General features: G+C 72.7%; 18 protein-coding genes. 11 read left to right on the plus strand and 7 right to left on the minus strand.

What is annotated here, in order from left to right:
* The first annotated feature begins 446 nt into the window (after window positions 1-446).
* Window positions 447-662 carry a hypothetical protein gene (locus AMK10_RS26400; RefSeq protein ID WP_073750452.1) on the plus strand — a complete coding sequence of 72 codons (216 nt, stop codon included), beginning with the start codon at window positions 447-449 and terminating at the stop codon, window positions 660-662.
* 99 nt (window positions 663-761) lie between these two features.
* Here AMK10_RS26400 and AMK10_RS26405 read toward each other — a convergent pair whose 3' ends face one another.
* The 3 genes from AMK10_RS26405 to AMK10_RS26415 form a co-directional block, all read right to left on the minus strand.
* A complete protein-coding gene (locus AMK10_RS26405; RefSeq protein ID WP_073751027.1) occupies window positions 762-1,175 on the minus strand; it encodes a YunG family protein in 414 nt (137 codons plus the stop codon).
* A 52-nt stretch (window positions 1,176-1,227) separates the two neighbouring features.
* On the minus strand, window positions 1,228-2,922 hold the full coding sequence (locus AMK10_RS26410; RefSeq protein ID WP_073750454.1) for a SpoIIE family protein phosphatase: 1,695 nt from the start codon (window positions 2,920-2,922) through the stop codon (window positions 1,228-1,230).
* 74 nt (window positions 2,923-2,996) lie between these two features.
* Window positions 2,997-3,740, minus strand: coding sequence for an alpha/beta hydrolase (locus AMK10_RS26415; protein ID WP_073750456.1), 744 nt, complete (start codon window positions 3,738-3,740; stop codon window positions 2,997-2,999).
* 157 nt (window positions 3,741-3,897) lie between these two features.
* Between AMK10_RS26415 and AMK10_RS26420 the strand changes: the two genes are divergently transcribed.
* The 3 genes from AMK10_RS26420 to AMK10_RS26430 all read left to right on the plus strand — a co-directional run bounded on the left by AMK10_RS26420 (window position 3,898) and on the right by AMK10_RS26430 (window position 6,528).
* The gene (locus tag AMK10_RS26420; RefSeq protein ID WP_073750458.1) at window positions 3,898-4,383 is read left to right on the plus strand and encodes a peroxiredoxin; all 486 of its coding nucleotides are present in this window, start codon (window positions 3,898-3,900) and stop codon (window positions 4,381-4,383) included.
* Between the two features lie 105 nt (window positions 4,384-4,488).
* Window positions 4,489-5,010: a hypothetical protein gene (locus AMK10_RS26425; RefSeq protein ID WP_073750460.1), complete on the plus strand. Its 522-nt coding sequence runs from the start codon at window positions 4,489-4,491 to the stop codon at window positions 5,008-5,010.
* Window positions 5,011-5,094: 84 nt separating this feature from the next.
* Window positions 5,095-6,528, plus strand: coding sequence for a flotillin family protein (locus AMK10_RS26430; RefSeq protein WP_073750462.1), 1,434 nt, complete (start codon window positions 5,095-5,097; stop codon window positions 6,526-6,528).
* Window positions 6,529-6,575: 47 nt separating this feature from the next.
* On the opposite strand, the gene AMK10_RS26435 is transcribed toward AMK10_RS26430, so the two are convergent.
* Window positions 6,576-7,700 carry a hypothetical protein gene (locus tag AMK10_RS26435; protein WP_073750464.1) on the minus strand — a complete coding sequence of 375 codons (1,125 nt, stop codon included), beginning with the start codon at window positions 7,698-7,700 and terminating at the stop codon, window positions 6,576-6,578.
* A gap of 213 nt (window positions 7,701-7,913) precedes the next feature.
* Between AMK10_RS26435 and AMK10_RS26440 the strand changes: the two genes are divergently transcribed.
* The 3 genes from AMK10_RS26440 to AMK10_RS26450 all read left to right on the plus strand — a co-directional run bounded on the left by AMK10_RS26440 (window position 7,914) and on the right by AMK10_RS26450 (window position 10,669).
* A complete protein-coding gene (locus AMK10_RS26440; protein ID WP_073750466.1) occupies window positions 7,914-8,657 on the plus strand; it encodes a type 1 glutamine amidotransferase in 744 nt (247 codons plus the stop codon).
* 291 nt (window positions 8,658-8,948) lie between these two features.
* On the plus strand, window positions 8,949-9,419 hold the full coding sequence (locus tag AMK10_RS26445) for a cation:proton antiporter regulatory subunit (protein ID WP_073750468.1): 471 nt from the start codon (window positions 8,949-8,951) through the stop codon (window positions 9,417-9,419).
* Window positions 9,420-9,421: 2 nt separating this feature from the next.
* Window positions 9,422-10,669 carry a cation:proton antiporter gene (locus AMK10_RS26450; RefSeq protein WP_073750470.1) on the plus strand — a complete coding sequence of 416 codons (1,248 nt, stop codon included), beginning with the start codon at window positions 9,422-9,424 and terminating at the stop codon, window positions 10,667-10,669.
* A 72-nt stretch (window positions 10,670-10,741) separates the two neighbouring features.
* Here AMK10_RS26450 and AMK10_RS26455 read toward each other — a convergent pair whose 3' ends face one another.
* Both AMK10_RS26455 and AMK10_RS26460 read right to left on the minus strand, forming a co-directional pair.
* Window positions 10,742-11,689, minus strand: a complete 948-nt coding sequence (locus AMK10_RS26455) for a M56 family metallopeptidase (RefSeq protein WP_073750472.1) — start codon at window positions 11,687-11,689, stop codon at window positions 10,742-10,744.
* Between the two features lie 11 nt (window positions 11,690-11,700).
* Window positions 11,701-12,252, minus strand: a complete 552-nt coding sequence (locus AMK10_RS26460) for a BlaI/MecI/CopY family transcriptional regulator (protein WP_073750473.1) — start codon at window positions 12,250-12,252, stop codon at window positions 11,701-11,703.
* 139 nt (window positions 12,253-12,391) lie between these two features.
* On the opposite strand from AMK10_RS26460, the gene AMK10_RS26465 reads away from it, so the two are divergent.
* Window positions 12,392-12,847 (plus strand): tellurite resistance TerB family protein, encoded by a 456-nt coding sequence (locus tag AMK10_RS26465; RefSeq protein WP_073750474.1) that lies wholly within the window; start codon window positions 12,392-12,394, stop codon window positions 12,845-12,847.
* 54 nt (window positions 12,848-12,901) lie between these two features.
* Here AMK10_RS26465 and AMK10_RS26470 read toward each other — a convergent pair whose 3' ends face one another.
* On the minus strand, window positions 12,902-13,975 hold the full coding sequence (locus AMK10_RS26470) for a PucR family transcriptional regulator (RefSeq protein ID WP_073750475.1): 1,074 nt from the start codon (window positions 13,973-13,975) through the stop codon (window positions 12,902-12,904).
* 293 nt (window positions 13,976-14,268) lie between these two features.
* Here AMK10_RS26470 and AMK10_RS26475 point away from each other — a divergent pair, with 293 nt between their 5' ends.
* The 3 genes from AMK10_RS26475 to AMK10_RS26485 all read left to right on the plus strand — a co-directional run bounded on the left by AMK10_RS26475 (window position 14,269) and on the right by AMK10_RS26485 (window position 22,080).
* The gene (locus AMK10_RS26475) at window positions 14,269-14,907 is read left to right on the plus strand and encodes a hypothetical protein (protein ID WP_073750476.1); all 639 of its coding nucleotides are present in this window, start codon (window positions 14,269-14,271) and stop codon (window positions 14,905-14,907) included.
* 102 nt (window positions 14,908-15,009) lie between these two features.
* Window positions 15,010-17,133, plus strand: coding sequence for a hypothetical protein (locus AMK10_RS26480; protein WP_073750477.1), 2,124 nt, complete (start codon window positions 15,010-15,012; stop codon window positions 17,131-17,133).
* Window positions 17,134-17,214: 81 nt separating this feature from the next.
* The gene (locus AMK10_RS26485; protein ID WP_073750478.1) at window positions 17,215-22,080 is read left to right on the plus strand and encodes a DNA repair ATPase; all 4,866 of its coding nucleotides are present in this window, start codon (window positions 17,215-17,217) and stop codon (window positions 22,078-22,080) included.
* Window positions 22,081-22,096 lie beyond the last annotated feature (16 nt).

Here is a 22,096-nt window from a genome sequence, read left to right on the forward strand (position 1 = left end):
CCGATATGGCCTGGCTGCACAAGAAACCCTAGGCGTACGGGTAGGTCATGTCTATCGCCGCCGGAACAGGTTTCCTCCGGCCCCGGCGTCCATGGCGCGCCCCTCGCGCCGGGCGCCCGCCGGAAGAAGCCGTCCGTAGCCGCATGATCACCCCAACAGGGCTGACCGGTGGGTCAGTTGTCGGCAGACCTGGGAACGGTCATACTGCTCCCGGTAGCCCTTCACGCATCCCCCGTCGTGAAGGGCTACTTCACGTGCGCCCCCGGCGCCTCGCGCGGCCTCGCACGCCCCCTGGGCCCTCGGCGCGCACCGCCCCGGCCCGCCACCGACCGTCCGGGTACCGGCGGGCCTCCCGGACCGGCGGCCCCGGCCCCGATTGCGAACCCGTCCCGGAGCCGGTTACGTGGACGAGGGGCGGCTCAGCGACATAACCGGGAGGCACTCGGATGCCCAGGACACCCACGAATTCCAAGGCCGGGCTGCTCCTGAGCCTGGGCGGCAGCGCCGTCGCCGTCGCCCGCACCGTGAAGCAGCTGCGCAGGACCAGGGGCACCCAGGACAAGCTGACCACGGCGAACACCGTGGCGGGACTGCTGCCCCTGATCACGTCCGCCCTGCTCGTCCTGCGCAGGCTGCGCGGACGCTCCAAGCAGCGGGCCTGACGCCGACGCGGGGCAGCGCTGTCCGCCACCCGGCGCGCGGGGCAGCGGGTCCGGTGCCGGCGCTCCGGGCGCCTGGGACCGACGCCCCCGGGACCGGGCTCAGGGGGCGGTGTCGGCCGCGCCCGTCCGTATCCGCCCGTCGAGCCGCTCCAGCACCCGGGCGCGCAGCAGCTCGTACTCCTCGCGGAGCCGCACGATCTCGGCCGGGCGCTCGATCACCACGCCCCCGGAGACGATCTCGTGCGCGGCGAACTGCTCGCGCGTCAGGTCGATCTCCGTCCCCGGGCCCAGCCTGTTCCACCAGTGGTAGTCGACGCGCTCGCCGTCGACCCGCACCTCGCCCCGGATCAGCTCGCCGCCCAGCAGGTCGTTGACCACCAGGGCGGTGACGCCGCACTGGTCCCTGGCCGGATTCCCTGGACTCCACCGCGGCCGGTGCGTGGGCGTGGTGGTGTCCGCGCCCCAGCTGCCGCGGACGGCGGCCTCGATGTCGGTGAGCAGCAGAGGTTCCATGCCGTGCATCGTCGCACCCGCCACTGACAACGCCCCCGCCGGACGGCGGCGTTCAGTAACCCCGGCTCCTGGACACGAGCACCGCGATGTCGTCCTCGGCCGTGTCCGCGAAGCGGTCGACGACCTCCGCGAGCAGGTCCTCGAGCCGTCCGCTCGCCGGGAGCGTGAGCTGCGTGAGCCGGTCGATCGACGCCTCGATGTCCTCACCCCTGCGCTCGACGAGCCCATCGGTGTACATGAAGAGCACCGTCCCCGGACCGCACGGCAGCACGGTCGTCACGTACCCGCCGAAGCCCGTGCCCAGCGGAGGCCCCACCGGCATTCTCGCCACCCGCGCTCCCGGCGCCCCGGGGTCGATGAACGCCGGCGGCGGATGGCCCGCGCTGGCCACCTCGCAGACCCCCTCACGGCGGTCGACCACCGCGACCAGACAGGTCGCCGCCCGGTCGAGGCCCGACTGTTCGACCGCCCGGTCGAGCCGCTCCAGGATGCGGTGCGGCGGCTGGTCGTCCTCGGCCATGATGCGCAGCATCGAGCGGTAGTTGCTCATGGCGACGGCGGCCTCGACCCCGTGGCCCATCACGTCGCCCATCACCTTGAGATGGCGTCCGCCCTGGAGGGGGATGGCGTCGAACCAGTCGCCGCCCACCAACGCCCCCTCGCCCGCGGGCAGGTAGAGCGACGCGATCTCGATGCCCGTGTTGGGCAGGCGGGGCTCGGAGAGCAGGGAGCGCTGGAGTTCCAGGGCTACCCGGTGCTCGTGCGCGTAGCGGTGGGCGTGGTCCACGTCGACGGCGGCGCGCCCCGCGAGGGTGCGGGCGACGACGACGTCCAGTCCTTCGGCGAAGGGCGGTGAGTCCCCGGCCCGCAGCAGGCTGAGCGCCCCCAGCGGACGCCCGCGCGCGGTGAGCGGCACCGCGACGGCCGAGTGCAGGCCGACGGCCCGGTAGGCGGCGACGCGGTCGGGGTTGGGCGCCTCGCGGCCGAGCTGTTCGTCGCCCGCGAAATTCACGATCACCGGGCGGTCCTCGGCCAGGCAGCGGGGCACCGCCGCGTCCTCCTGGTAGTCGATGTCCGTACCCGCCCCGCCGAACCTGGCCAGGGCCTCGGCGAGTTGCGGGACCGCCGCGACGCCGCTCCGCCGCAGTCGCAGCACCCCGGCCGGCGGTTCGCGCCACCCGTGCCCGTCGTGCTGCGGGATCACCTCGACGACCGCCGCGTCCGCCATCGCGGGCACCACGAACTCCGCGAGTTCCTGACAGGTGATCTCCGCGTCGAGCGTCGTACCGATGCTGGAGGCGGCGTTGTCGAGGAGTGCCAGATAGCTCCTGGCCCGGCGCAGCTCCTCGCGCTGGCTCTGGGTGGCGGTGACCTCCTGGCCGATCACGACCAGGCCCCGCACGCGCCCGTTCTCCTCCACACGGTGCAGGCCGACCCGCCAGTACCGGCGTGCGATCAAGGTCTCCACCCAGGTCCGACCGCTGGTGGTGACCTCGCGGGGCTGCCCGTCGGCCAGCACCTGGCGCATGACGTCCGTGTGGAGGTCCATGTCCGGCAGCACCTCGGTGACCGACCTGCCCAGGTGGGCGGCGGCCGGCACTCCGTTGAGCCGTTCGAGTGCCGGATTCACGTAGACGTAGCGCAGCTCCGTGTCGAGGACCGCCACCCCCGCCGGGCTGCTGCCCATCACCGCGGCCAGCATCGACACGTCGAAGGGCGACGGGTCTGCGTGCTCTTCGGCCTGCAACGGAGCCTCCAGAGGGTTGCGCGCCCGGCACGGCCGGGGCACCGGCCCTCATCCGCCGCCGGGCGCCCGGCCCCTCATCGTCTGCCGCCCCGCGCCGCTCCGCATCTCCGCGGCGCGGGCGCTCCGGCGTCCAGTCCGTCCAGCGACAGCGTCCCCTCGGACGCCGCGGCGCCGGGCGGCAGCCCGAAGGCCGCCTCGACCCGCTTCGGCACCGGGGTGAGGCCCAGCAGCCCCGTCACGAGCAGTCCCGCCAGGTGGTGCCAGGCGGGTGCCCGGCGGATCATCGCGTGGTCGCTGCCCGGGATCGTCACCAGGCAGGTACGGGCGCCCGCGCGGCGCGCCCTGGCCGTGAGCGACTGGGAGGCCAGGGGGCTCGTCACCCGGTCCCTGGTGCTGTGCAGCAGGACCACGTCACGCCCCGCCAACTGCGTCACCGGGTCGCCCGGCGGACACCACGGGGCGAGGCCCACCACCGAGCGGACCAGTGGGTGCCCGGCGGCGTGGAGTGCGGCACGGGCGCCCATGGAGTGCCCGAGGAGGACCACGGGGATGTCCCCCGCCTCGCGCCGCAGGTCGTCCAGCACCCGTAAGGCGTCGTGCAGCGGGTCCTTGCGGGCGCCGTTCCAGCCGCGGTGCGTGTAGCGGACGCGCTGCACCCGCACCCCGGAGTCTCCGCGCACCGCGCGGGCCACGACGCGCGAGACGGGCAGCATCCGCAGGCCCGGCAGGTTCATCGCACCCGGCGCCGGCGCCGCCATGCCCGTCTCGTAGCCGCCGTGGAGGATGAGCACCGCTGCCGACGGCGGTCGTTCGGCCACACGTACCTCCCGATCGGAATGCGGAGCCGTTGCCCCGCTCACCCCCATATTCGGTGCCGAAGACCCTACGGATGGGTCGAACGTGTCGATGAGTGGAAAGTGCCGTTCACTGTACGAGGCACGAATTCATCCGTACGCGACCCAAGGAGGCGCCGACATGGCGTCAGGACCCCAGATCGGTTCGCCCGCACCGGACTTCACCCTCCCCGGCGGCGCACTCTCCGACGACACCTTCGACCGGCGCGACTACACGCTCTCCGCCGCGCGCGGCCGGAGTGTCGTGCTCGCCTTCTATCCCGGCGACAACACGGCCGTCTGCACCAAGCAGCTCTGCTCGTACTCCTCGGGCTTCGAGACCTTCGAGGGCCTCGACGCCGAGGTCTGGGGAATCAGTCCACAGGGTGTGGACAGTCATGAGTCCTTCGCCCGGGGGTTCGGCCTGCGCATGCCGCTCCTGGCCGACACGGGGCGCGAGACCGCCCGGGCCTACGGGGTCACCGCGCCCGGCATCGGCGTACGCCGCTCGGTCTTCCTGATCGGTCCGGACGGTGTGCTGCGGTGGAAGCACGTCGCCCTGCTCGGCGCCACGTTCCAGTCGCTCGACACGCTTGCCGAGCAGCTTTCCGGCATCAAAACCCCGTAGAAACTGCCGGACTCCGGCAGTACCCGTCGAGGGCGGCGTATGGGACCATTCAGCCAGTTCGACAGAAACATTTCGGGGGACTGCGAACACCGGGGGAGTGATCGCGTGACCATATTTCTCGGTCTCGGCATTGCGGGAATCGTCCTTCTCGTCCTCTCTCTGATCTTCGACGGCATTCTCGAAGGGCTCCTCGGCGATGCGCTGGGCGGGCTGCTGAACGGTTTCTTCGACGGCCTGCTCTCGCTGCCCGTCATCGCGGGCTTCGTGTCCATGCTCGGCTTCGGCGGCGCGATCGTCCTCGGCACGACGGGCGCCGCCACGCCGGTCGCCCTCGCGGCGGGGGCCGGGGCGGGGATCGTCGCGGCCTGGCTGACCTGGAAGTTCAGCAAGGCCCTGATGCGGGATCAGACCACCGCCACCCCGCGCGGCGAGGACCTCGTCGGCACCTCGGGATCGGTCGTCACACCGATCCCCGCCGACGGTTACGGCGAGGTCCTGCTCCGGCTCGCGGGCCAGACGGTCAAGTTCGCCGCGAAGAGCGCCGTCCCGGTCGAACGCGGCGCCGAGGTCTGGGTCGAGGCCACGCTCTCGACCACCTCGGTCACGGTCCGCCCCGTCGAGCGCTGACCACCACCGAGCCACACGCCTGTCCGAAGTCCGTACAGCCGAGAACACTGCCGTCCCGTCGGGAGGGCAGGGGGGACACCTCTCATGAGTCCAGTAGTGATCGCCGTCATCGGCATCGTCGTCCTTGTCGTGCTCCTGGCCCTCGCCGTGATCACCCGGTACAAGGTCGCGGGCCCCAGCCAGGCCTTCATCATCACGGGCCGCCGCGGCAAGAAGTCCGTCGACCCGGTGACGGGCCGCACCAGCATCGACAACAGCGGCCAGAAGGTCGTCGTCGGCGGCGGCGTCTTCGTCGTGCCCTTCGTCCAGCAGAAGTTCACGCTGGACCTCTCCAGCCGTCACATCCCCGTCGCCGTACGCGGTGCCGTCACCCTGCGCGGGGTGAAGTCCAACCTCGAAGGCGTCGCGATCGTCAAGGTCGGCGGCAGCGAGGACGCCATCCGCGCCGCGGCCCAGCGCTTCCTCCAGCAGCAGAACGGCATCGTCGGCTTCACCCAGGAAGTGCTCTCCGGCGCGCTGCGCGCCATCGTCGGACGCATGTCGGTCGAGGACATCATCCGCGACCGCGCCGCCTTCGCCGGCCAGGTCGCCGAGGAGGCCGAGGCCAGCCTCTCCGGCCAGGGCCTCATCCTGGACGCCTTCCAGATCCAGGACATCACCACCGAGGGCTCCTACCTGGAGGACCTGGGCCGCCCCGAGGCCGCCCGCGCCAAGCAGGAGGCCGACATCGCCGAGGCCATCGCCCGGCGCGCCTCCGAGCAGGCACGGCTGAAGGCGGCCGAGGAGATCGCCATCGCCGAGCGGACGTTCTACCTCAAGCAGGCCGAGATCAAGGCCGAGACCGAAGCCGCCGCCGCCAAGGCCAACGCGGCCGGCCCGCTCGCCGAGGCAGCCCGCCAGCAGGAGGTCCTCGCCGAGCAGGAGAAGGTGGCCCAGCGCCAGGCCGCCCTGACCGACCGTGAGCTCGACACCAAGGTCCGCAAGCCCGCCGACGCCGCCCGCTACCGCGCGGAGCAGGAGGCCGAGGCCCGCCGTATCGCCCAGGTCAAGGAGGCCGAGGCGGACGCGGAGCGCTCCCGACTGACCGGTCAGGGTGAGAAGCTCCACCGCTCGGCCCTCGCCGACGCCGTACGCATCGAGGGCGAGTCCGAGGCCGCCGCCATCGCCGCGAAGGGCTCCGCCGAGGCCGAGGCCATGCAGAAGAAGGCCGACGCCTTCAAGCAGTACGGCGACGCGGCCGTCCTCCAGATGCTGGTCGAGGTGCTCCCGCAGGTCGTCGCCAAGGCGTCCGAGCCGCTGAGCGCCATCGACAAGCTGACGGTCATCTCCACGGACGGCGCCACGCAGTTGTCCCGCACGGTCACGGACAACGTCACCCAGGGCCTGGAACTCCTCAGCTCCACCACGGGCGTCGACCTGGCCGCCCTGCTCCAGAACCTCCAGGCCAAGGCAGGCACGACCGCCCCGGCGGTCCCCGCCCCCTCGGCCAACGGCGAGAAGATCGAGATCAAGGACTGACCCCGCCGCTCCCCCGTCCCCTCTCCCTGTGCCCGGCCGCCATCACCTCACCGGCCGGGCACAGTCACGTCCGGGCGCGCGGGTGCCGCGTCTCCCGTCCCTCCGGCGTCTGCCGTTGCCGCCGCTGCTGCCTCTGCGGCCCGGACGGCGGCGAACTTCTCCCGCCAGGGCGTACGGGCGTACGGATCACCGTCGTCCTCGTAACGCGCCACCTCCGCCTCCGCCTCCGAGGCGAGCTGGGCGGCCCGCTTGCCCTCCCACACCAGCCACGCCGCCTCCCGACGACAGGGCCCGCACAGCGTCTCGCCGTCGTCACCGGGCCCCGGCCGGAAGAGATGCTCGTCCACGTCCCCGCGTCCTGCGCAGGTCACCAACGGGCTTACAGAGAGGACTGGTTCGGGAGAGGGCGGGGGCGTGGGCGTGGGCGCGTACGTGGGCGTGGGCGCCTCGGGCAGCTTCTGTACGAGTCTGTGCCGCAGGAACCCGACGGCCGACCGCACCCCGTCCACCGGCAGGTCGCCGGCCAGCACCCTGCGCATCTCGGCCGCCGTGACACCCCGCCGCAGCCACACCACGGCGAGCTTCACCAGCTTCCGGGCCTCCGCCACCCCCAGGTGCAGCGACCGGTGGACGTGCCGCAGCGACAGCAGCACCCGCTCGGCCTCGGCGTCCTCAGGCTCCGGAGCGGGCAACTCCGCCTCCTGCGGCGCCGGTTCGGTGGGTGGGTGGGAAGAGTTCTTCCCCAGTTCTTCGTCTACCGGTGTGTAGCCACCGACAACCCGGCCCCCCGGCTGTCCGACCGTCGGATTCCGCTCACCCGGAGACACGGCGACCGGCGCCGGGCTCCCGTCGCGGAACCGCCGGGCCTCGTCCGGACCGAGGGCCACATTGGCGAGGAGCTGCTCGGTGGTCCAGAACCCCCGCCCGCCCTGCTGCCGCCACTCGTACAGGTACCCGTGCGCGACCAGCAGCTGCTTGGCCTTCTGATAGGCCCGCCCGGTGATCCCGAGGGCCCGCGCATGCTCGCTGAGGGCCACACCACGGCGCTCGGCGGGAAGCCCCTGCACATAGAGGAGGAGGATCTTCGCGTCACTGCTCAGACGCTGATTGCGGACCAACTCGTTCGCGGCCTTCGTATAGCCGCGAGAGGGCGCGATAGCATGCCAAAGCATCCCGGTGGACTCCTTCGAAGTCACTGGCGGTGAAGGTCCTCGGGCTGTGCTCCTACACACGTCCGGGGACCGCGCCATGTGCGCACGTGCACACAGCGTGATGACGCGATCACGCTACCGCAGGCGAACCCCCGCACCTGACCTACGGCGTGACGTTCACACCTGGGAGTGACCGGGGCATATTCCGGTCGTGGACGACGGCAGGAGCAGCCCATGAGCGTCAACGGCACGACGGCCACGGCACTGGCGGTCCAGCACCAGCCCGGCGGCGGGCTGGGCCGGTGGGCGGAGTGGCTGGCGGAGCGTGGGGTGACGCCCCGCGTGGTCCACGCCTACGAGGGCGAACCCCTCCCGGACCGGCTGGAACACTCGGCCCTCATCGTCCTCGGCGGCGCCTACCTGCCCGACGACGACGTCAACGCGCCCTGGCTGGCGGCGACTCGGAAGCTCGTGCGCCAAGCCCTCGCCGAGGAGACACCGATGTTCGGCATCTGTCTCGGCGGCCAGATGCTCGCCCAGGTCGCCGGGGGCGAGGTGCACGGGAACCACGGGACGCCCGAATTCGGCAGCACCCGGCTCAGCCTGCGCCCCGAGGCCGCCACGGACCCGGTGTTCCAGGACCTGCCCGCGCACCCTGTGGCCATCGAGAACCACGTCGACGCCATCACCGCGCTCCCTGGCGGCGCCCACTGGCTGGTCCACAGCGAACACTGTCCTTACCAGGGCTTCCGCGTCGGTTCCGCGGCATGGGGTGTGCAGTTCCACCCCGAGACGACGGCCGAGCGCATCCTCGGCTGGAACCGCGACCGGCTGGACCGCCACGGCGCCCCCGCTCCGGAGACGCTGCACGCTCGGGCCCTGCGGGACGAACCGGCGGCCATCGGCAGCTGGCGCACAGTCGCCCACCGCTTCGCCGACGTGGTGACCGCGACGGCTGGGCGGGCGGACCTGCGGTAGCGGAGTGCGACCGCATCGGGTCCGGCGTCCCGTACCGGAGGCTAGGGCACGCTCGGCATCGACGCCCTGGCTGTAGTCAGGCGCGCTCGTCATGGGCCCCGCTCCCGTCCGGGTCCACGGTGTGGCTGTTCCGACATCACGCCCGTCCGGTACTGCCCCTGACGCCATCCGTCGCCGGTGGGCCCGTCCCGGCGCTCGACGGGCAAATCCAGGGGCCCGTTAGGGTAATGGGCGGATAAAGAGATGATCAAAAGCGTCGCACTGCCGCCGCGTGCTCCTCCGGAGGAAGTCATGGGAACCCACCGCACATCGCTGCCAGGAGTCGGCGTCCAGTACGACTACACCACCGAGTCGGGGCAGCACATCTCCGTCGTCGTGCATCACGACGGGCGGCGGTTCCTGGGGTTCTACGAGAAGGACGACCCAGATTCGTGCGTGCTCTCCGTGCCGCTGACCACCACCGAGGCCACCGGGCTCGCGCACCTCATCGACGCCGCGCCGATCGACGCCGTACGGACCGAGGGGATCGACCTGGTCACCGAGCACATCCCGCTCGGGACCCGCTCTCCGTACGGGGGCCGGCTGCTCGGGGACACCCGGGCGCGGACCCGGACCGGGGCTTCCATCGTGGCCGTGCTGCGTACGCACAGTGCGCATCCGTCGCCGGGGCCGGACTTCCGGCTCGCCATCGGGGACACGCTCGTCGTTGTAGGTACGCGTGAGGGCGTCGACGCGCTCTCCGAGATCATTGCGGAGGGCTGATCGTGCACGACACGACCGCACTGCTCGTGGAGCTGGGCTCCGTCATCCTGGGGCTCGGGATCATCGGGCGATTCGCCGGGCGCATAGGCCTCTCGCCGATTCCGCTGTATCTGCTGGCCGGACTCGCGTTCGGTGAGGGCGGGCTGCTGCCGCTCGGTGCCAGCGAGGAGTTCACCGCCATCGGGGCGGAGATCGGCGTCATCCTGCTGCTGCTCCTGCTCGGGCTGGAGTACAGCGCCTCGGAGCTCGTCACCAGTCTCAAGACGCAGTACCCGTCCGGGGCCGTCGACTTCGTGCTGAACGCGACGCCCGGTGCCATCGCCGGTCTGATGCTCGGCTGGGGGCCCGTGGGGGCCGTCGCGCTCGCCGGGGTCACCTGGATCTCGTCCTCCGGCGTGATCGCCAAGGTGATGACCGACATGGGGCGGCTCGGCAATCGGGAGACGCCCGTCATCCTCGGAGTCCTCGTCATCGAGGACCTCGCCATGGCCGTCTATCTGCCGCTGCTCACCGCCATGCTGGCCGGGGTCGGTCTCGCGGGCGGCAGCGTCGCGCTGCTGATCGCGCTCGGGACCGTCGGGTTCGTGCTGTATCTGGCGCTGCGTCACGGGCGGCTCATCAGCCGTGCCGTGTCCTCCGACAACCCGGAGATGCTGCTGCTCGTCGTCCTCGGGCTCACCGTCCTGGTGGCCGGGGTGGCCCAGCAGCTCCAGGTGTCCGCGGCCGTCGGCGCGTTCCTCGTCGGCATCGCGCTCTCCGGTGAGGTCGCCGAGGGTGCGCGCAAGCTGCTGACTCCGCTGCGGGATCTCTTCGCGGCCGTCTTCTTCGTGTTCTTCGGGCTGTCCACCGACCCGGCCGAGATCCCGCCGGTGCTGCTTCCGGCGGCGCTGCTGGCGATCGTCACGGTCTTCACGAAGATCGGCACCGGCTGGTACGCCTCCCGGCGCGCGGGCATCGGGCCGCGGGGCCGCTGGCGCGCGGGCGGGACGCTCGTCGCGCGCGGCGAGTTCTCGATCGTCATCGCCGGTCTGGCCGTGGCGACCGAACCGCGCATCGGGCCGATCGCGACCGCGTACGTGCTGATCCTCGTGATCGCCGGGCCGCTCACCGCCCGGTGGACGGAGCCGGTCGCCTCGAAGCTCCAGGCCGCGCTGGCCGGCCGGCGGAAGAAGCCGGCCCCGGCGGCAGACACTCCGATGCCCTCGCACGACGACCTCACCCCGGAGCACGCCGGGCGCGACTCCGACTGAGCGGGCACCGCGCCGGGCGCACGCGCCCGGCGCGGGCCGGAGCAGCGGTGTCGCCGCGTGGGGACGCGGACCTCAGAGCAGCGGTGTCGCCGCGTGCAGGATGCGGACCAGCGTCACCGTCGCGTTGAGCGACGACACCGCCGAGGCGGCCGTCCCCACGGTCGCGATCAGCGCCGCCAGGCCCAGGTGCGCCGAGGCCAGGGGCCGGAGTCCGGCCGAGGGCTCGGGGTCGAGCAGCGCCGCGACCCTGCGCGGCACGGGTCCGGCCGTCGCGAACGCGGGGAGCACAGCGGGCCCGGACGGGCCGTGCGAGAACAGGGCCGCCCTGCCCACGGCCGTGGCGACCGCCCGCCGGCTTCCTACCGCGTACGCCGCCTCCTCGTCCGCCCAGCGTTCGGTGCTGTACGCCACCGCCGTACGCAGGGGCAGGAGGAACGGGTTGGCGCGCGCCGCCAGTTGCGTCACCAGCAGATAGCGGTGGTGCCCGCCCTTCAGATGCGCGCGCTCGTGGGCGACGAGCGCACGGCGCTCACGGGCGTCGAGGCACTCCATCATCGCCGTGGAGACGACGACCCGGCCGTCCCGGCCGCGCGTCCCCGGCAGTGCGTACGCGAACGGGTCGGCGGACGGCACCAGCGCGAGGTCGCCGTGGTCCTCGGCGGACAGCAGGGCGCGGGCCGCGCGGACCCTGGTCCTGATGTGCCGGAGCAGCGTGCTCCCGCAGGCCGCCAGCACCGCTCCCAGGACGCCGATCGCGACCAGGCCCGACTTCTCCTCGTACGGCACCGCCGCGCGCACCTCGGGGTCCGACCAGCCGTCGGGCAGCGGGTTGCCGGGGAGCTGGGCCGTGCCCACCACCATGAGCAGGGCCAGGCAGAGCGTGCTGCACAGGGCCAGCGTCGTCCCGACCGCGGCCAGCAGCCGGGTGGCGCTCCTGGGGTGCAGATGCTGTTCGGCGAGGCGCGCCATGGGCAGTGCGGTCAGCGGCAGGACCAGGGGGAGGTAGACGAAGACGCCCATCGTGGTGGCTCTCAGCCTTCCGGAGCCGCGGAGGAACCGGGCCGCTCGTCCGGCCCGGCGGTGGACGGCCCGGCGGAGGGGTGCCGCTCGGGCTCCCCGGGTCCTGCCGGATCTCCGGGCCCCGCCGGTCCTCCCGGCCCCGCCGGCTCCTCGGGACCGTCCGTCGCCCGGGAGAGCAGCTCGCGCAGCCTGGCCTCGTCCCCCGGGGTGAGCGCGGAGACGAAGCGGGCCAGGACCGCCTCCCTGTCGCGCTCGCCGTCCAGGACGCGGCGCATCCGCAGCGCCGCGAGGCCCGCCTCGTCGGACGCGGAGGTCCAGACGTAGGAGCGGCCCTGGCGGGTGCGGGTCACGGCGTTCTTCGCGTAGAGACGGGAGAGGATCGTGATGACGGTGGTGTAGGCGAGGTCGCCGTCCAGGTGTTCCTGAACCCAGCCGGCCGTCGCGGGGCCGCCCGCCGACCGCAGCACGGTGAGGACCTGGGACTCCAGCTGTCCCTGGCCGCGCCTGGCCAGCCGTGGGCCGTCCGGTGCGCCGTCGTCGTCCGTTGCTCGTGGCCTGTTCATCCGCCGCATCCTACTGAGTACCCCTGCGCGGGCAGGCCGTCCGTCGTACCGCGGGTATCCGCCCACGCTTCTTCTACACAGCTGTAGAGTTCGAATGGTTCCCGCATCACCCACGCACCGCAACGTATGGAGAGACGACATGGCCCTTTGGGATCGGATCAAGGAATCCGCGTCGACGATGCAGACGCAGCTGGAGGCGAAGAAGAACGACCTGAAGAGCGGGGCGTTCCGGGACGCGAGCATGGCCATGTGCGCCCTGGTCTCCGCGGCCGACGGTTCCATCGACCCGTCCGAGCGGCAGCGCGTCGCCACCCTGATCTCCACCAACGACGTCCTGCAGAACTTCCCGGCGGACGACCTCCAGCGCCGCTTCAACGCCTACGTGGACAAGCTGACCGCGGACTTCGCCTTCGGCAAGGTCAGCGTGCTCCAGGAGATCGCCAAGGCGAAGAAGAAGCCGGCCGAGGCGCGTGCCGTCATCCAGATCGGCATCGTGATCGGTGGCGCCGACGGCGACTTCGACAAGTCGGAGCAGGCCGTCGTGCGGGAGGCGTGCTTCGCGCTCGACCTGCCGCCGCACGAGTTCGACCTCTAGGCCGTCTCTTCCCGAGCGTCCGGCCCGGAATGCCCGGGCCGGACAGCACGCCCCTCAGAGCTCCTTCGCCGGCCAGTCCAGCAGCCGCGCCCCGATCACCGCGGTCTGGAGCGCGTAGCGGTGCATCGGGTCGGAGGGGTCGGAGCCGGTCAGCTGGTGTATCCGGTCCAGCCTGTACGTCAGCGCGCGCACGCTCAGCGACAGCCGACGGGCGGTCTCCGCGGCCACGCAGCCCGCGTCGAAGTACTCGGCGAGCGTCCGCAGCAGCGGTTCCGCGCCGCCCCGTGCCTGCTTGAGCGGGCCGAGCTGGCTGCGCACGAGGTCCGCCATCGCCTGCCTGTCCCTGGTCAGCACCGGATAGACCAGCAGATCGTCGGCGTACAGCACCGGGTCGTCCAGGGCCATCCGCGCCGCCAGGTCGAGGGCGTCGAGCGCCTCGTCGTACGAGTGGACGACGCCGCCGGGGCCACGGTGCGGGCGGCCGACCGCGACCTGCCCCCCGTCCGTCGCGGCGTGCGCCTGCTTCGCGAAGTACCGCAGGACGTCGGGCTGGCTGCCGGGGGCGATGCAGACGAGGCGGCCGTCCTTCGTGGTGAGCAGGATCTTCCGGCCGCTGAAGCGGGTGAGCAGAGCGGCCTCCACACTGCGGGGCACCGCGTCGGACTCGGTGTACGCCTCGGGACCCGCGGCCACCGCGACGGCGTGGGCCCGGGAGAGCCGCAGCCCGAAGCGGGTGGCGCGCTCCGCCAGCCGGCCCAGGTCGCTGCGCCCGTAGAGCAGGTCGTCGATGAACTCCCGCCGCGCCGCCTCCTCCCGCCGCACGGTCAGGCGCTGCGCGCGCTCGAAGCCCTCCGCGAAGGCGTCCACCGCCTGCTCCACCGCGGCCAGCACCGCGTCGGCGCCGGCCGTGCCGGACGCGGAAGCGGAGAGCGGCCACGCGGTGCGGGTGGCCGCGAGGTGGAGATTCACCAGGGCCCGCAGCTGATGCCCGGCCTCCGCGGCCTCCCGGCCGAGCGTGCGCCGCGTCTCCAGTTCGTCCCTGGTCAGCCGGCGGCCGGTCTCCGCCGCCGCGGACAGGATGGGGGCATAGCCCTCCAGGAACCTCTCGGGGATCTCCGGCTCCGCCACGTCTTTCTCCTCCACCCTCATCAGCACGTCATCCCGCCAACGCACGAGGTCCGGTGCCGGTGCCCGGCAGGGCCGATCGTCGAAGTCTGCCGGATTCCGGCAGTGTGCCCGGACGGGGTCCGCTGACAGGATCACTTCAGCAACACACGGGGGAAATCACGGGGGATCACGGGGGAAGGAACCGGTGGCCGCGGGGCCGTTCGCGGTCGCGCGTCGCCGGTGCCCGCCCCTCGTCCCGCCCGGCACAGCCCGGCCCCCGGACCGTACGGCGGCATCACAGGGGGGTGGACCGGATGAGCGAATTCCTTTCCGCGGCGGTCGCTTTCCCCACCGTCGTCTTCGGCGGCGCACTCGTCGTCGTCGTCTGCTTCTGGCTGCTGGTGCTGGCCGGAGCGGCCGGACCCGACTCCTTCGACACCGACCTCGACACCGAGGCGGTCGGCTTCGGCGGGGTCCCGGTCTCCGTGTCGGTGTCCCTGTTCGTCGTCCTCTCCTGGTTCGCCGGTCTCACCGGCTCCGTCCTGGTGCTCCGCAGCGGAGCCACCGGCACCGCGCGGGCCGCACTCCACCTCGCCGTCCTGGCGGGTGCGCTTCTGATCGCCTGGGGGGTGGTCCGCATGCTCCTGCACCGATTCCGCCGGTTCTTCCCCGCGGAACCTCCTCCATCCCGTGCCGACTTCGTGGGTCAGGTCTGCACGATCCGCACGGGCTCCGTCAGCTCCGACTTCGGCCAGGCCGAGGTCGCGGCGGCCGACGGGTCGACCGCGATCGTGCAGGTGAGGCAGGCGCGGAGGCCGTCCGTGCCGGACGAGGTGTTCACCTCCGGCAGCACCGGGCTCCTCTACGCGTACGACGCCGACGGCGAGTTCTTCTGGGTCTCCCCGTACGACGCGGCGCTCGCCCCGCGCCCCCTGCCACGCAAGGCCGTCTGACCCGCTTCCTCCCCTCCGGGCCCTCAGGGGCCCGTGGTTCCGCGTGCCGTCACACGGGCGCGCGCTCCTCTTCGTACGTCCCACCAGCCGCCAAGGACTGTCATGGATGCCATCTCCTGGGGCATCGGCGTGCTCGTCGCCGTTGTCCTGCTCATCACCGTCGCTCTGCTCTTCGTCATCACCCGGCTCTTCCGCAAGGTCGAGCAGGGGAAGGCGCTGATCATCTCCAAGACCAAGAAGGTCGACGTCACCTTCACCGGCGCGGTGGTCCTGCCGGTGCTGCACAAGGCCGAGACCATGGACATCTCGGTGAAGACCATCGAGATCCGCCGGACCGGGCGCGAGGGCCTGATCTGCCAGGACAACATCCGCGCCGACATCCACATCACCTTCTTCGTCCGCGTCAACAAGACCGTCGAGGACGTCATCAAGGTCGCGCAGGCCATCGGCACGGAGCGGGCCAGCGACAAGGCCGCCATCCAGGAGTTCTTCGCCGCGAAGTTCTCCGAGGCACTCAAGACCGTCGGCAAGCAGCTCGACTTCGTCGACCTGTACACCAAGCGCGAGGAGTTCCGGGACCGGATCATCCGGGTCATCGGGACCGACCTGAACGGCTATCACCTCGACGACGCCGCGATCGACTTCCTGGAGCAGACGCCGATGGCGCAGCTCGACGGCGCCAACATCCTGGACGCGCAGGGCATCCGGAAGATCACCGAGCTGACGGCGATCGAGCACGTGCGGACCAACGAGTTCCAGCGCACCGAGCAGAAGGAGATCACCCGGCAGGACGTCGACGCCCGCGAGACCATCCTGGAGCTGGAGCGCAGGCAGGCCGAGGCCGAGATCAAGCAGCGCCGCGAGGTCGAGACGCTGCGGGCCCGAGAGGAGTCGGCCACCGCCCGGGTGCAGGAGGAGGAGCGGCTCGGTTCGCAGAGCGCGTTCATCCGGACCGAGGAGCAGCTCGGCATCCAGCGGGAGAACCAGGCGCGCGAGGTCGCCGTCGCCCAGAAGAACCGTGAGCGGGTCATCGCGGTGGAGAACGAGCGCATCGAGAAGGACCGGCTGCTGGAGGTCATCGGGCGCGAGCGCGAGACCGAGCTGAACCGGATCGCCGCGACGAAGGAGGTCGAGGCGGAGCGCCGCGAGGTCGCGGACGTGATCAGGGAGCGGATCGCGGTGGACCGTACGGTCGCCGAGCAGGAGGAGTCGATCCTGACCCTGCGGTCCGTCGAGGAGTCGGAGCGCACCCGCAGGTCCGTGATCATCGCGGCCGAGGCGGAGGCGCAGGAGAAGCTGGTCAAGGACATCAAGGCGGCGGAGGCCGCCGAGGCCGCGGCCGTCCATCTCGCGGCCGAGCAGCTGACGCTGGCGGACGCCCGGCTGAAGACGGCCGACCTCGACGCCCGGGCCAAGCTGCGGCTCGCCGAGGGCATCCAGGCCGAGTCCGCCGCGGCGGGGCTGGCCGAGATCCAGGTCAGGGATGCCGAGGCCGAGGTCACCGAGAAGGCCGGCCTCGCGGAGGCCCAGGCGACTCAGGCCCGGCTGAGGGCCGAGGCGGAGGGCGCGCGCCTCAAGGCGCTGGCGACCGCCGAGGGCACGCAGGCCCAGGCGTCCGCGGACGCGGCGGTGATCGGCGAGAAGCTGAAGGCCGAGGCCGAGGGGCTCACGCAGAAGGCCGCCGCGATGGCCGCGCTCGACGAGGCGTCGCGCGGGCACGAGGAGTACCGGCTGCGGCTGGCCACGGAGAAGGAGATCCGGCTCGCGGAGTTCGACGTGCAGCGGCAGGTGGCCGAGGCACAGGCCACGGTCCTGGCGACGGGGCTGGAGAACGCGGACATCGACATCGTCGGCGGGGACTCGGTCTTCTTCGACCGGCTGGTCTCGTCGGTGTCGCTGGGGCGGAGCGTGGACACGTTCGTCGACAACTCCAGGACCGCGCGGAAGCTGGCCGGACCGTGGCTGGAGGGCAGTTCCTCCTTCACCGACGATCTGACCCGGGTGCTGGGGTCCGTCTCCTCGGGAGACGTGCAGAACATGACGGTGTCCGCGCTGCTGATGCGGCTGATGCGAGGCACCTCGGGGGCCGCCACCGGGCAGGTGCGGCAGTTGCTGGCCGCCGCCGAGGAGCTCGGACTGGCGGGGCTGACGGTGCCGTCGCCGGGGGGAGACGCGGGCGCGGGGGCTCCCGCGGAGCCGTCGCGCAACGGGGCGACGGTGGCCTGACCGTTCCGGTCCGCCCCCGGGTGCTGCCCGGCCCGGGGGCGGGGCGTTGTCGTGAGTGAGATCTCGTAAGGAGCCGTACGCATGGACCGTGACACCACATTCACCGATGGCGGTGCCTACGACGTGCTCCGTCGGCGGCTCGCGGCGCGGGCCGACGAGCTCGTCCGGCGCGCCGAGGCACTCAACGCGCGACGGACCGAGGAGTTCGGCTCCGACGCTCTGCGGCTGCTGGCCACCGAGCAGGTGCGCACCGGGCACGCCTCACTGGCCCGGGACCTCGTGGCGGTCGGCGACCGGCTGCTGTTCGGCTTCGAGCGCGGCCCCGGGGCCGGAGCGGAGGCCGCGGTCGGTGACGTCCTCGTCCTGCGGGAGGCCGGCCTGGAGGAGGTGGCGGACGACGGGCCGCTGGCCGACGAGGACTTCGTACGGGAGTTCGCGGGCCTGCACCGCTACTTCCGCGACGCCCGGCTGCTGCGTCTGCGGAGGGTCAACGGCCGGCTCATCGCCGTGTTCCGTACCGGGGAGAACACCGAGGACGTCCGTGTCCTGCGCTGGGCCCTCGGACCGGACGGGACGCCCGGGGAGTTCCTGGACGCGCGCGGCGACCGCGACCACGTCTTCCCTCCCTCGCACGACTTCGACTGGACCCCGGCGGGGCGGGACGCCCACCGGCCCGGCCGGCACCCGCACATCTCGGTCGCCGACGGCGCGCTCTTCGTCGACACCCTGGGCGGCACGCTCACCGTCAAGACCGAGGACGACACCGAAACCCCGGACGGGATCCACTCGGAGCCCGTCGACGAGCCGCTCCAGTCGCTGGCGGACGCCGACGTCGAATACGCCGTGGCCGGGCCTCTGGTCCTGCTGCGGGTGCGCCCGTACAAGGAGGAGGCGTGGCGACACCTGGTCTTCAACACCCTGCTCGGACAGGTCGTACGGCTGGACGGGATCGGGCCGTCCTGCCACCGGCTCCCCGAGGACCAGGGGATCGTCTTCCCCGGCGGCTACTACCTCACGACCGGTGCCACCAAGACCTTCGACACGGCCGAGGGGCTCACCGACCCGGTCTTCGAGGGCGCCGTCCGCTCACCGAACGGCGAGGACGTGCTGTACGTCTTCCGCTCCCGTGACGAGAGCCGCACCCTGCTCCTGCCGTACAACCTGATCCGCCAGGAGGTCGCCACCCCGCTGCTCGGCCGGGGCCACGCGCTGCTGGACGACGGCACCCTGATCCTGCTGAAGGGCGGCGAGGACGGGGCCGCCCGGGTGCACCCCCTCCAGCGCTGGCAGACCCCGTACGTCTCCGACACCCACGCCGCCTCACGCCCCACCGGGACGGGTCCGCTCGCCAGGACCGGGAACGCCGATCTGGTGCGCGGGATCTCCGACTGCCTCGCCCTGGCCCACGGCGTGCACGACATGACGCCGACCGCCGCCGTGTACGCCCGGCTCGTCGCCGACTGCGCCCGCGCCGGTGACCGCTACCACTGGCTCGGCGACCCCGACCTGGGCGGGCTCGCCGAGCCCCTGGCGGAGATCGGGGCCACCGCGAGCCAGGTCCTCGCCGAGTTCGAGACGGTGCGGGAGCTGACCCGGCAGGCCGCCGAGGCCCTGGACACAACGGCCGCCCGGCTCACCGACCTCGTCCGGCGCATCCGGGGCGAGGCCCCGCGCTCGGCCTCCGACTGGGTCGACCGGCTCACCGAACTCCAGCGCGTCCACGGGCACATGGTGACGCTCGCCGAGATGCGGTACGCGGACACCGCGCGCATCGCGGAGCTGTCCGCCGAGGCCGGGGACGACCTGGCATCGGCCGCCCGGCGTGCCGTCTCCTTCCTCGCCCGCGAGGACGCGTTCACCGGCTACCACGAGGAGCTCGCCGCCCTCACCGAGACCGCCAGGACACTGACCGCGGTCGCGGACGCCTCGGAGCCGGGCTCCCGGCTGACCCGGATCACCGAGGGCCTGGCGACCGTCACGGACATGGTGACCGGCCTCGACATCGGGGACGCCACCGTCCGTACGTCGATCCTGGAACGGATCGCCGGGGTGCTCGGCGACGCCAACCGGGCCCGCGCCACGCTGGAGGCCCGCCGGCGGGAGCTGCTGTCGCGGGAGGGCAGGGCCGAGTTCGCCGCCGAGTTCGCACTGCTCGGGCAGGCCGTCACGGGAGCGCTGGCCGCGGCGGACTCCCCCGAGTCGTGCGACGAGCAGCTGGCACGGCTGCTGCTCCAGCTGGAGAACCTGGAGTCCCGGTTCGCGGAGTCCGACGACTTCCTCGGCCGCCTGGCCGAGCGCAGGACCGAGGTCCACGAAGCGTTCACGGTCCGCCGGCAGACCCTCCAGGACGCCCGCGCCCGGCGGGCCGAACGGCTCGCCGACTCCGCGGCCCGGGTGCTGGAGACGGTCGCCCGGCGCTCGGCCGCGCTGGCGGACCTGGACGCCGTCCACACCTGCTTCGCGACCGACCCGATGGTCGTGAAGGTGCGGCGCACCGCGGACGAGCTGCGCGCACTGGGGGACCCGGTGCGCGCCGAGGAGCTCGAAGGACGCCTCGGGGCGGCCCGCCAGGAGGCCGTGCGCGCGCTGCGGGACCGCGGTGAGCTCTATGCCGAGGGCGGCGCGGTGCTCAGGCTGGGCCGCCACCGCTTCGCGGTGAACACCCGGCCGTCCGACCTGACCCTGGTGCCGCACGGGGACCGGCTCGCCTTCGCACTGACGGGTACGGACTACCGGGCCCCGGTCACCGACCCGGAGTTCGCCGCGACCCGCCCGTACTGGGACCGCCGGCTGCCCTCGGAGTCACGGGACGTCTACCGCGCGGAACACCTGGCCGCACGCTTGCTGGACGAGCACGGCGCCGAGGCCCTGGCCGGCACACGGGACCTGGCCGCGCTCGTCCGGGACGCGGCGGCGACGGCGTACGACGAGGGGTACCAGCGCGGGGTCCACGACGAGGACGCCACCGCGATCCTGGCCGCCCTGCTGGAACTGCACGGCGGCGCGGGCCTGCTGCGCTTCCCGCCCGCCGTCCGCGCGGCCGCGCAGCTCTTCTGGGCGCACGAGGCGCACGAGGCCCTGCGCACGTCCTGGACGCGCCGGGCCGTGTCGCTGGCACGGGCGCGCGACACCTTCGGCCTCGCCCCGGCGATCGGCGTCCTCCAGCAGGAGTGGGCGGCGGTGATGGGTGCGGGTGACACGGCCGCCGTGTATCTCTTCGAGGAGCTGACGAGCGGCCCCGCCGGATTCGTCACGAGCGCCGGCACCCGGACGTTCCTGGAGAAGTTCCGCCGGGCGACCGGGACTTCGGCGTACGACGACGACCTCGCCGCGCTCCACGACGACCTGGCGGCCGGACGCCAGCTGGTGGAGGGCTGGCTCGGCTCGTACGCCGCGGCGTCCGGCAACGGGGCGGACGCCGGGGACCTGGCGGAGGCCACGGCCGTGGAGCTCTGCCCCGGGCTGGACCGGTACGACTGCGACGCCCCGCTCGGCGTGACCGTGGACGGGCTGCTCGGCGACCACCCCCGTGTCGAGAAGGGGAGGCTGCGCATCCGGCTGGACGAACTGCTGGCCCGTACGGTGGAGTTCAGGGCCCGGGCGGTGCCGGGGTTCCGCGACTACCAGCGGCTGCGCACCGCCCTCGTCGACTCCGAGCGCGCCCGGCTGCGGCTGGACGACCACCGGCCCCGGGTCATGTCCGCGTTCGTCCGCAACCAGCTGCTGGACGAGGTGTACCTGCCCCTGATCGGCGACAGCCTGGCCAAGCAGCTCGGCACCGCCGACGCGGACCGGCGCACCGACTCGCAGGGGCTGCTGCTCCTGGTCTCCCCGCCCGGTTACGGCAAGACGACGCTCGTGGAGTACGTCGCCGACCGGCTCGGCATGGTCCTCGTGAACGTCAGCGGCCCCGGCCTGGGCCATGGCGTGACGTCACTGGACCCGGCGCAGGCCCGCGGGGTGACGGCCCGCCGCGAGGTCGAGAAGATCAACTTCGCGCTGGAGTCGGGCAACAACACCCTGCTGTACCTGGACGACATCCAGCACACCTCGCCCGAGCTCCTCCAGAAGTTCATTCCGCTCTGCGACGCCACCCGCCGCGTCGAGGGGGTGCGGGACGGACAGCCGCACAGCTACGACCTGCGGGGCAAGCGGTTCGCGGTGGTCATGGCGGGCAACCCGTACACCGAGTCGGGAGAACGGTTCAGGATTCCGGACATGCTCGCCAACCGGGCCGACGTATGGGATCTCGGCGAGGTGCTGAGCGGCCGGGAGGACGTCTTCGCGCTGAGCTTCGTGGAGAACGCCCTGACCGCCAACCCGGTCCTCGCCCCGCTCGCGGGCCGCTCCCGCACCGATCTCGCACGGCTCCTGCGCATGGCGTCCGGCCACGGCGCCCCGGCGGCGGCCGACGGGCTGGAGCACCCGTACGCGCCGGCCGAGCTGGACCGGATCGTCTCCGTCCTGCGCCATCTGCTCACCGCCCGGGACACCGTCCTCGCGGTGAACGCGGCGTACATCGCCTCGGCGGCCAGGACGGACTCGACGCGCACCGAGCCGCCCTTCCGGCTCCAGGGCAGCTACCGCAACATGAACAGGATCGCCGAGCGGATCGTGCCCGTCATGAACGACGCCGAGCTCGCCGCCGTCATCGACGACCACTACACGGGCGAGGCCCGGACGCTCACCACGGGCGCCGAGTCGAACCTGCTGAAGCTGGCCGCCCTGCGGGGCACGCTCACCCCGGCACAGGCGGAGCGCCTGTCGGCGGTCAACTCCGCCTATGTGCGCACGCAGGCACTCGGCGGCCCCGACGGCGACCCCGCTTCCCGCGCGGTGGGCGCGCTGGGACTGCTCGCGGACCGGATCGCGTCGGTCGAGGCCGCCATCGAGCGGGCCGCGGGTTCCCGCCGGCCGGACACGGGCCCCGTGCCCCTCACCCGATGATCACCGAACGCCCGAC

This window comes from Streptomyces sp. CB02058 (assembly GCF_001905505.1).
Classification (GTDB): Bacteria; Actinomycetota; Actinomycetes; order Streptomycetales; family Streptomycetaceae; genus Streptomyces.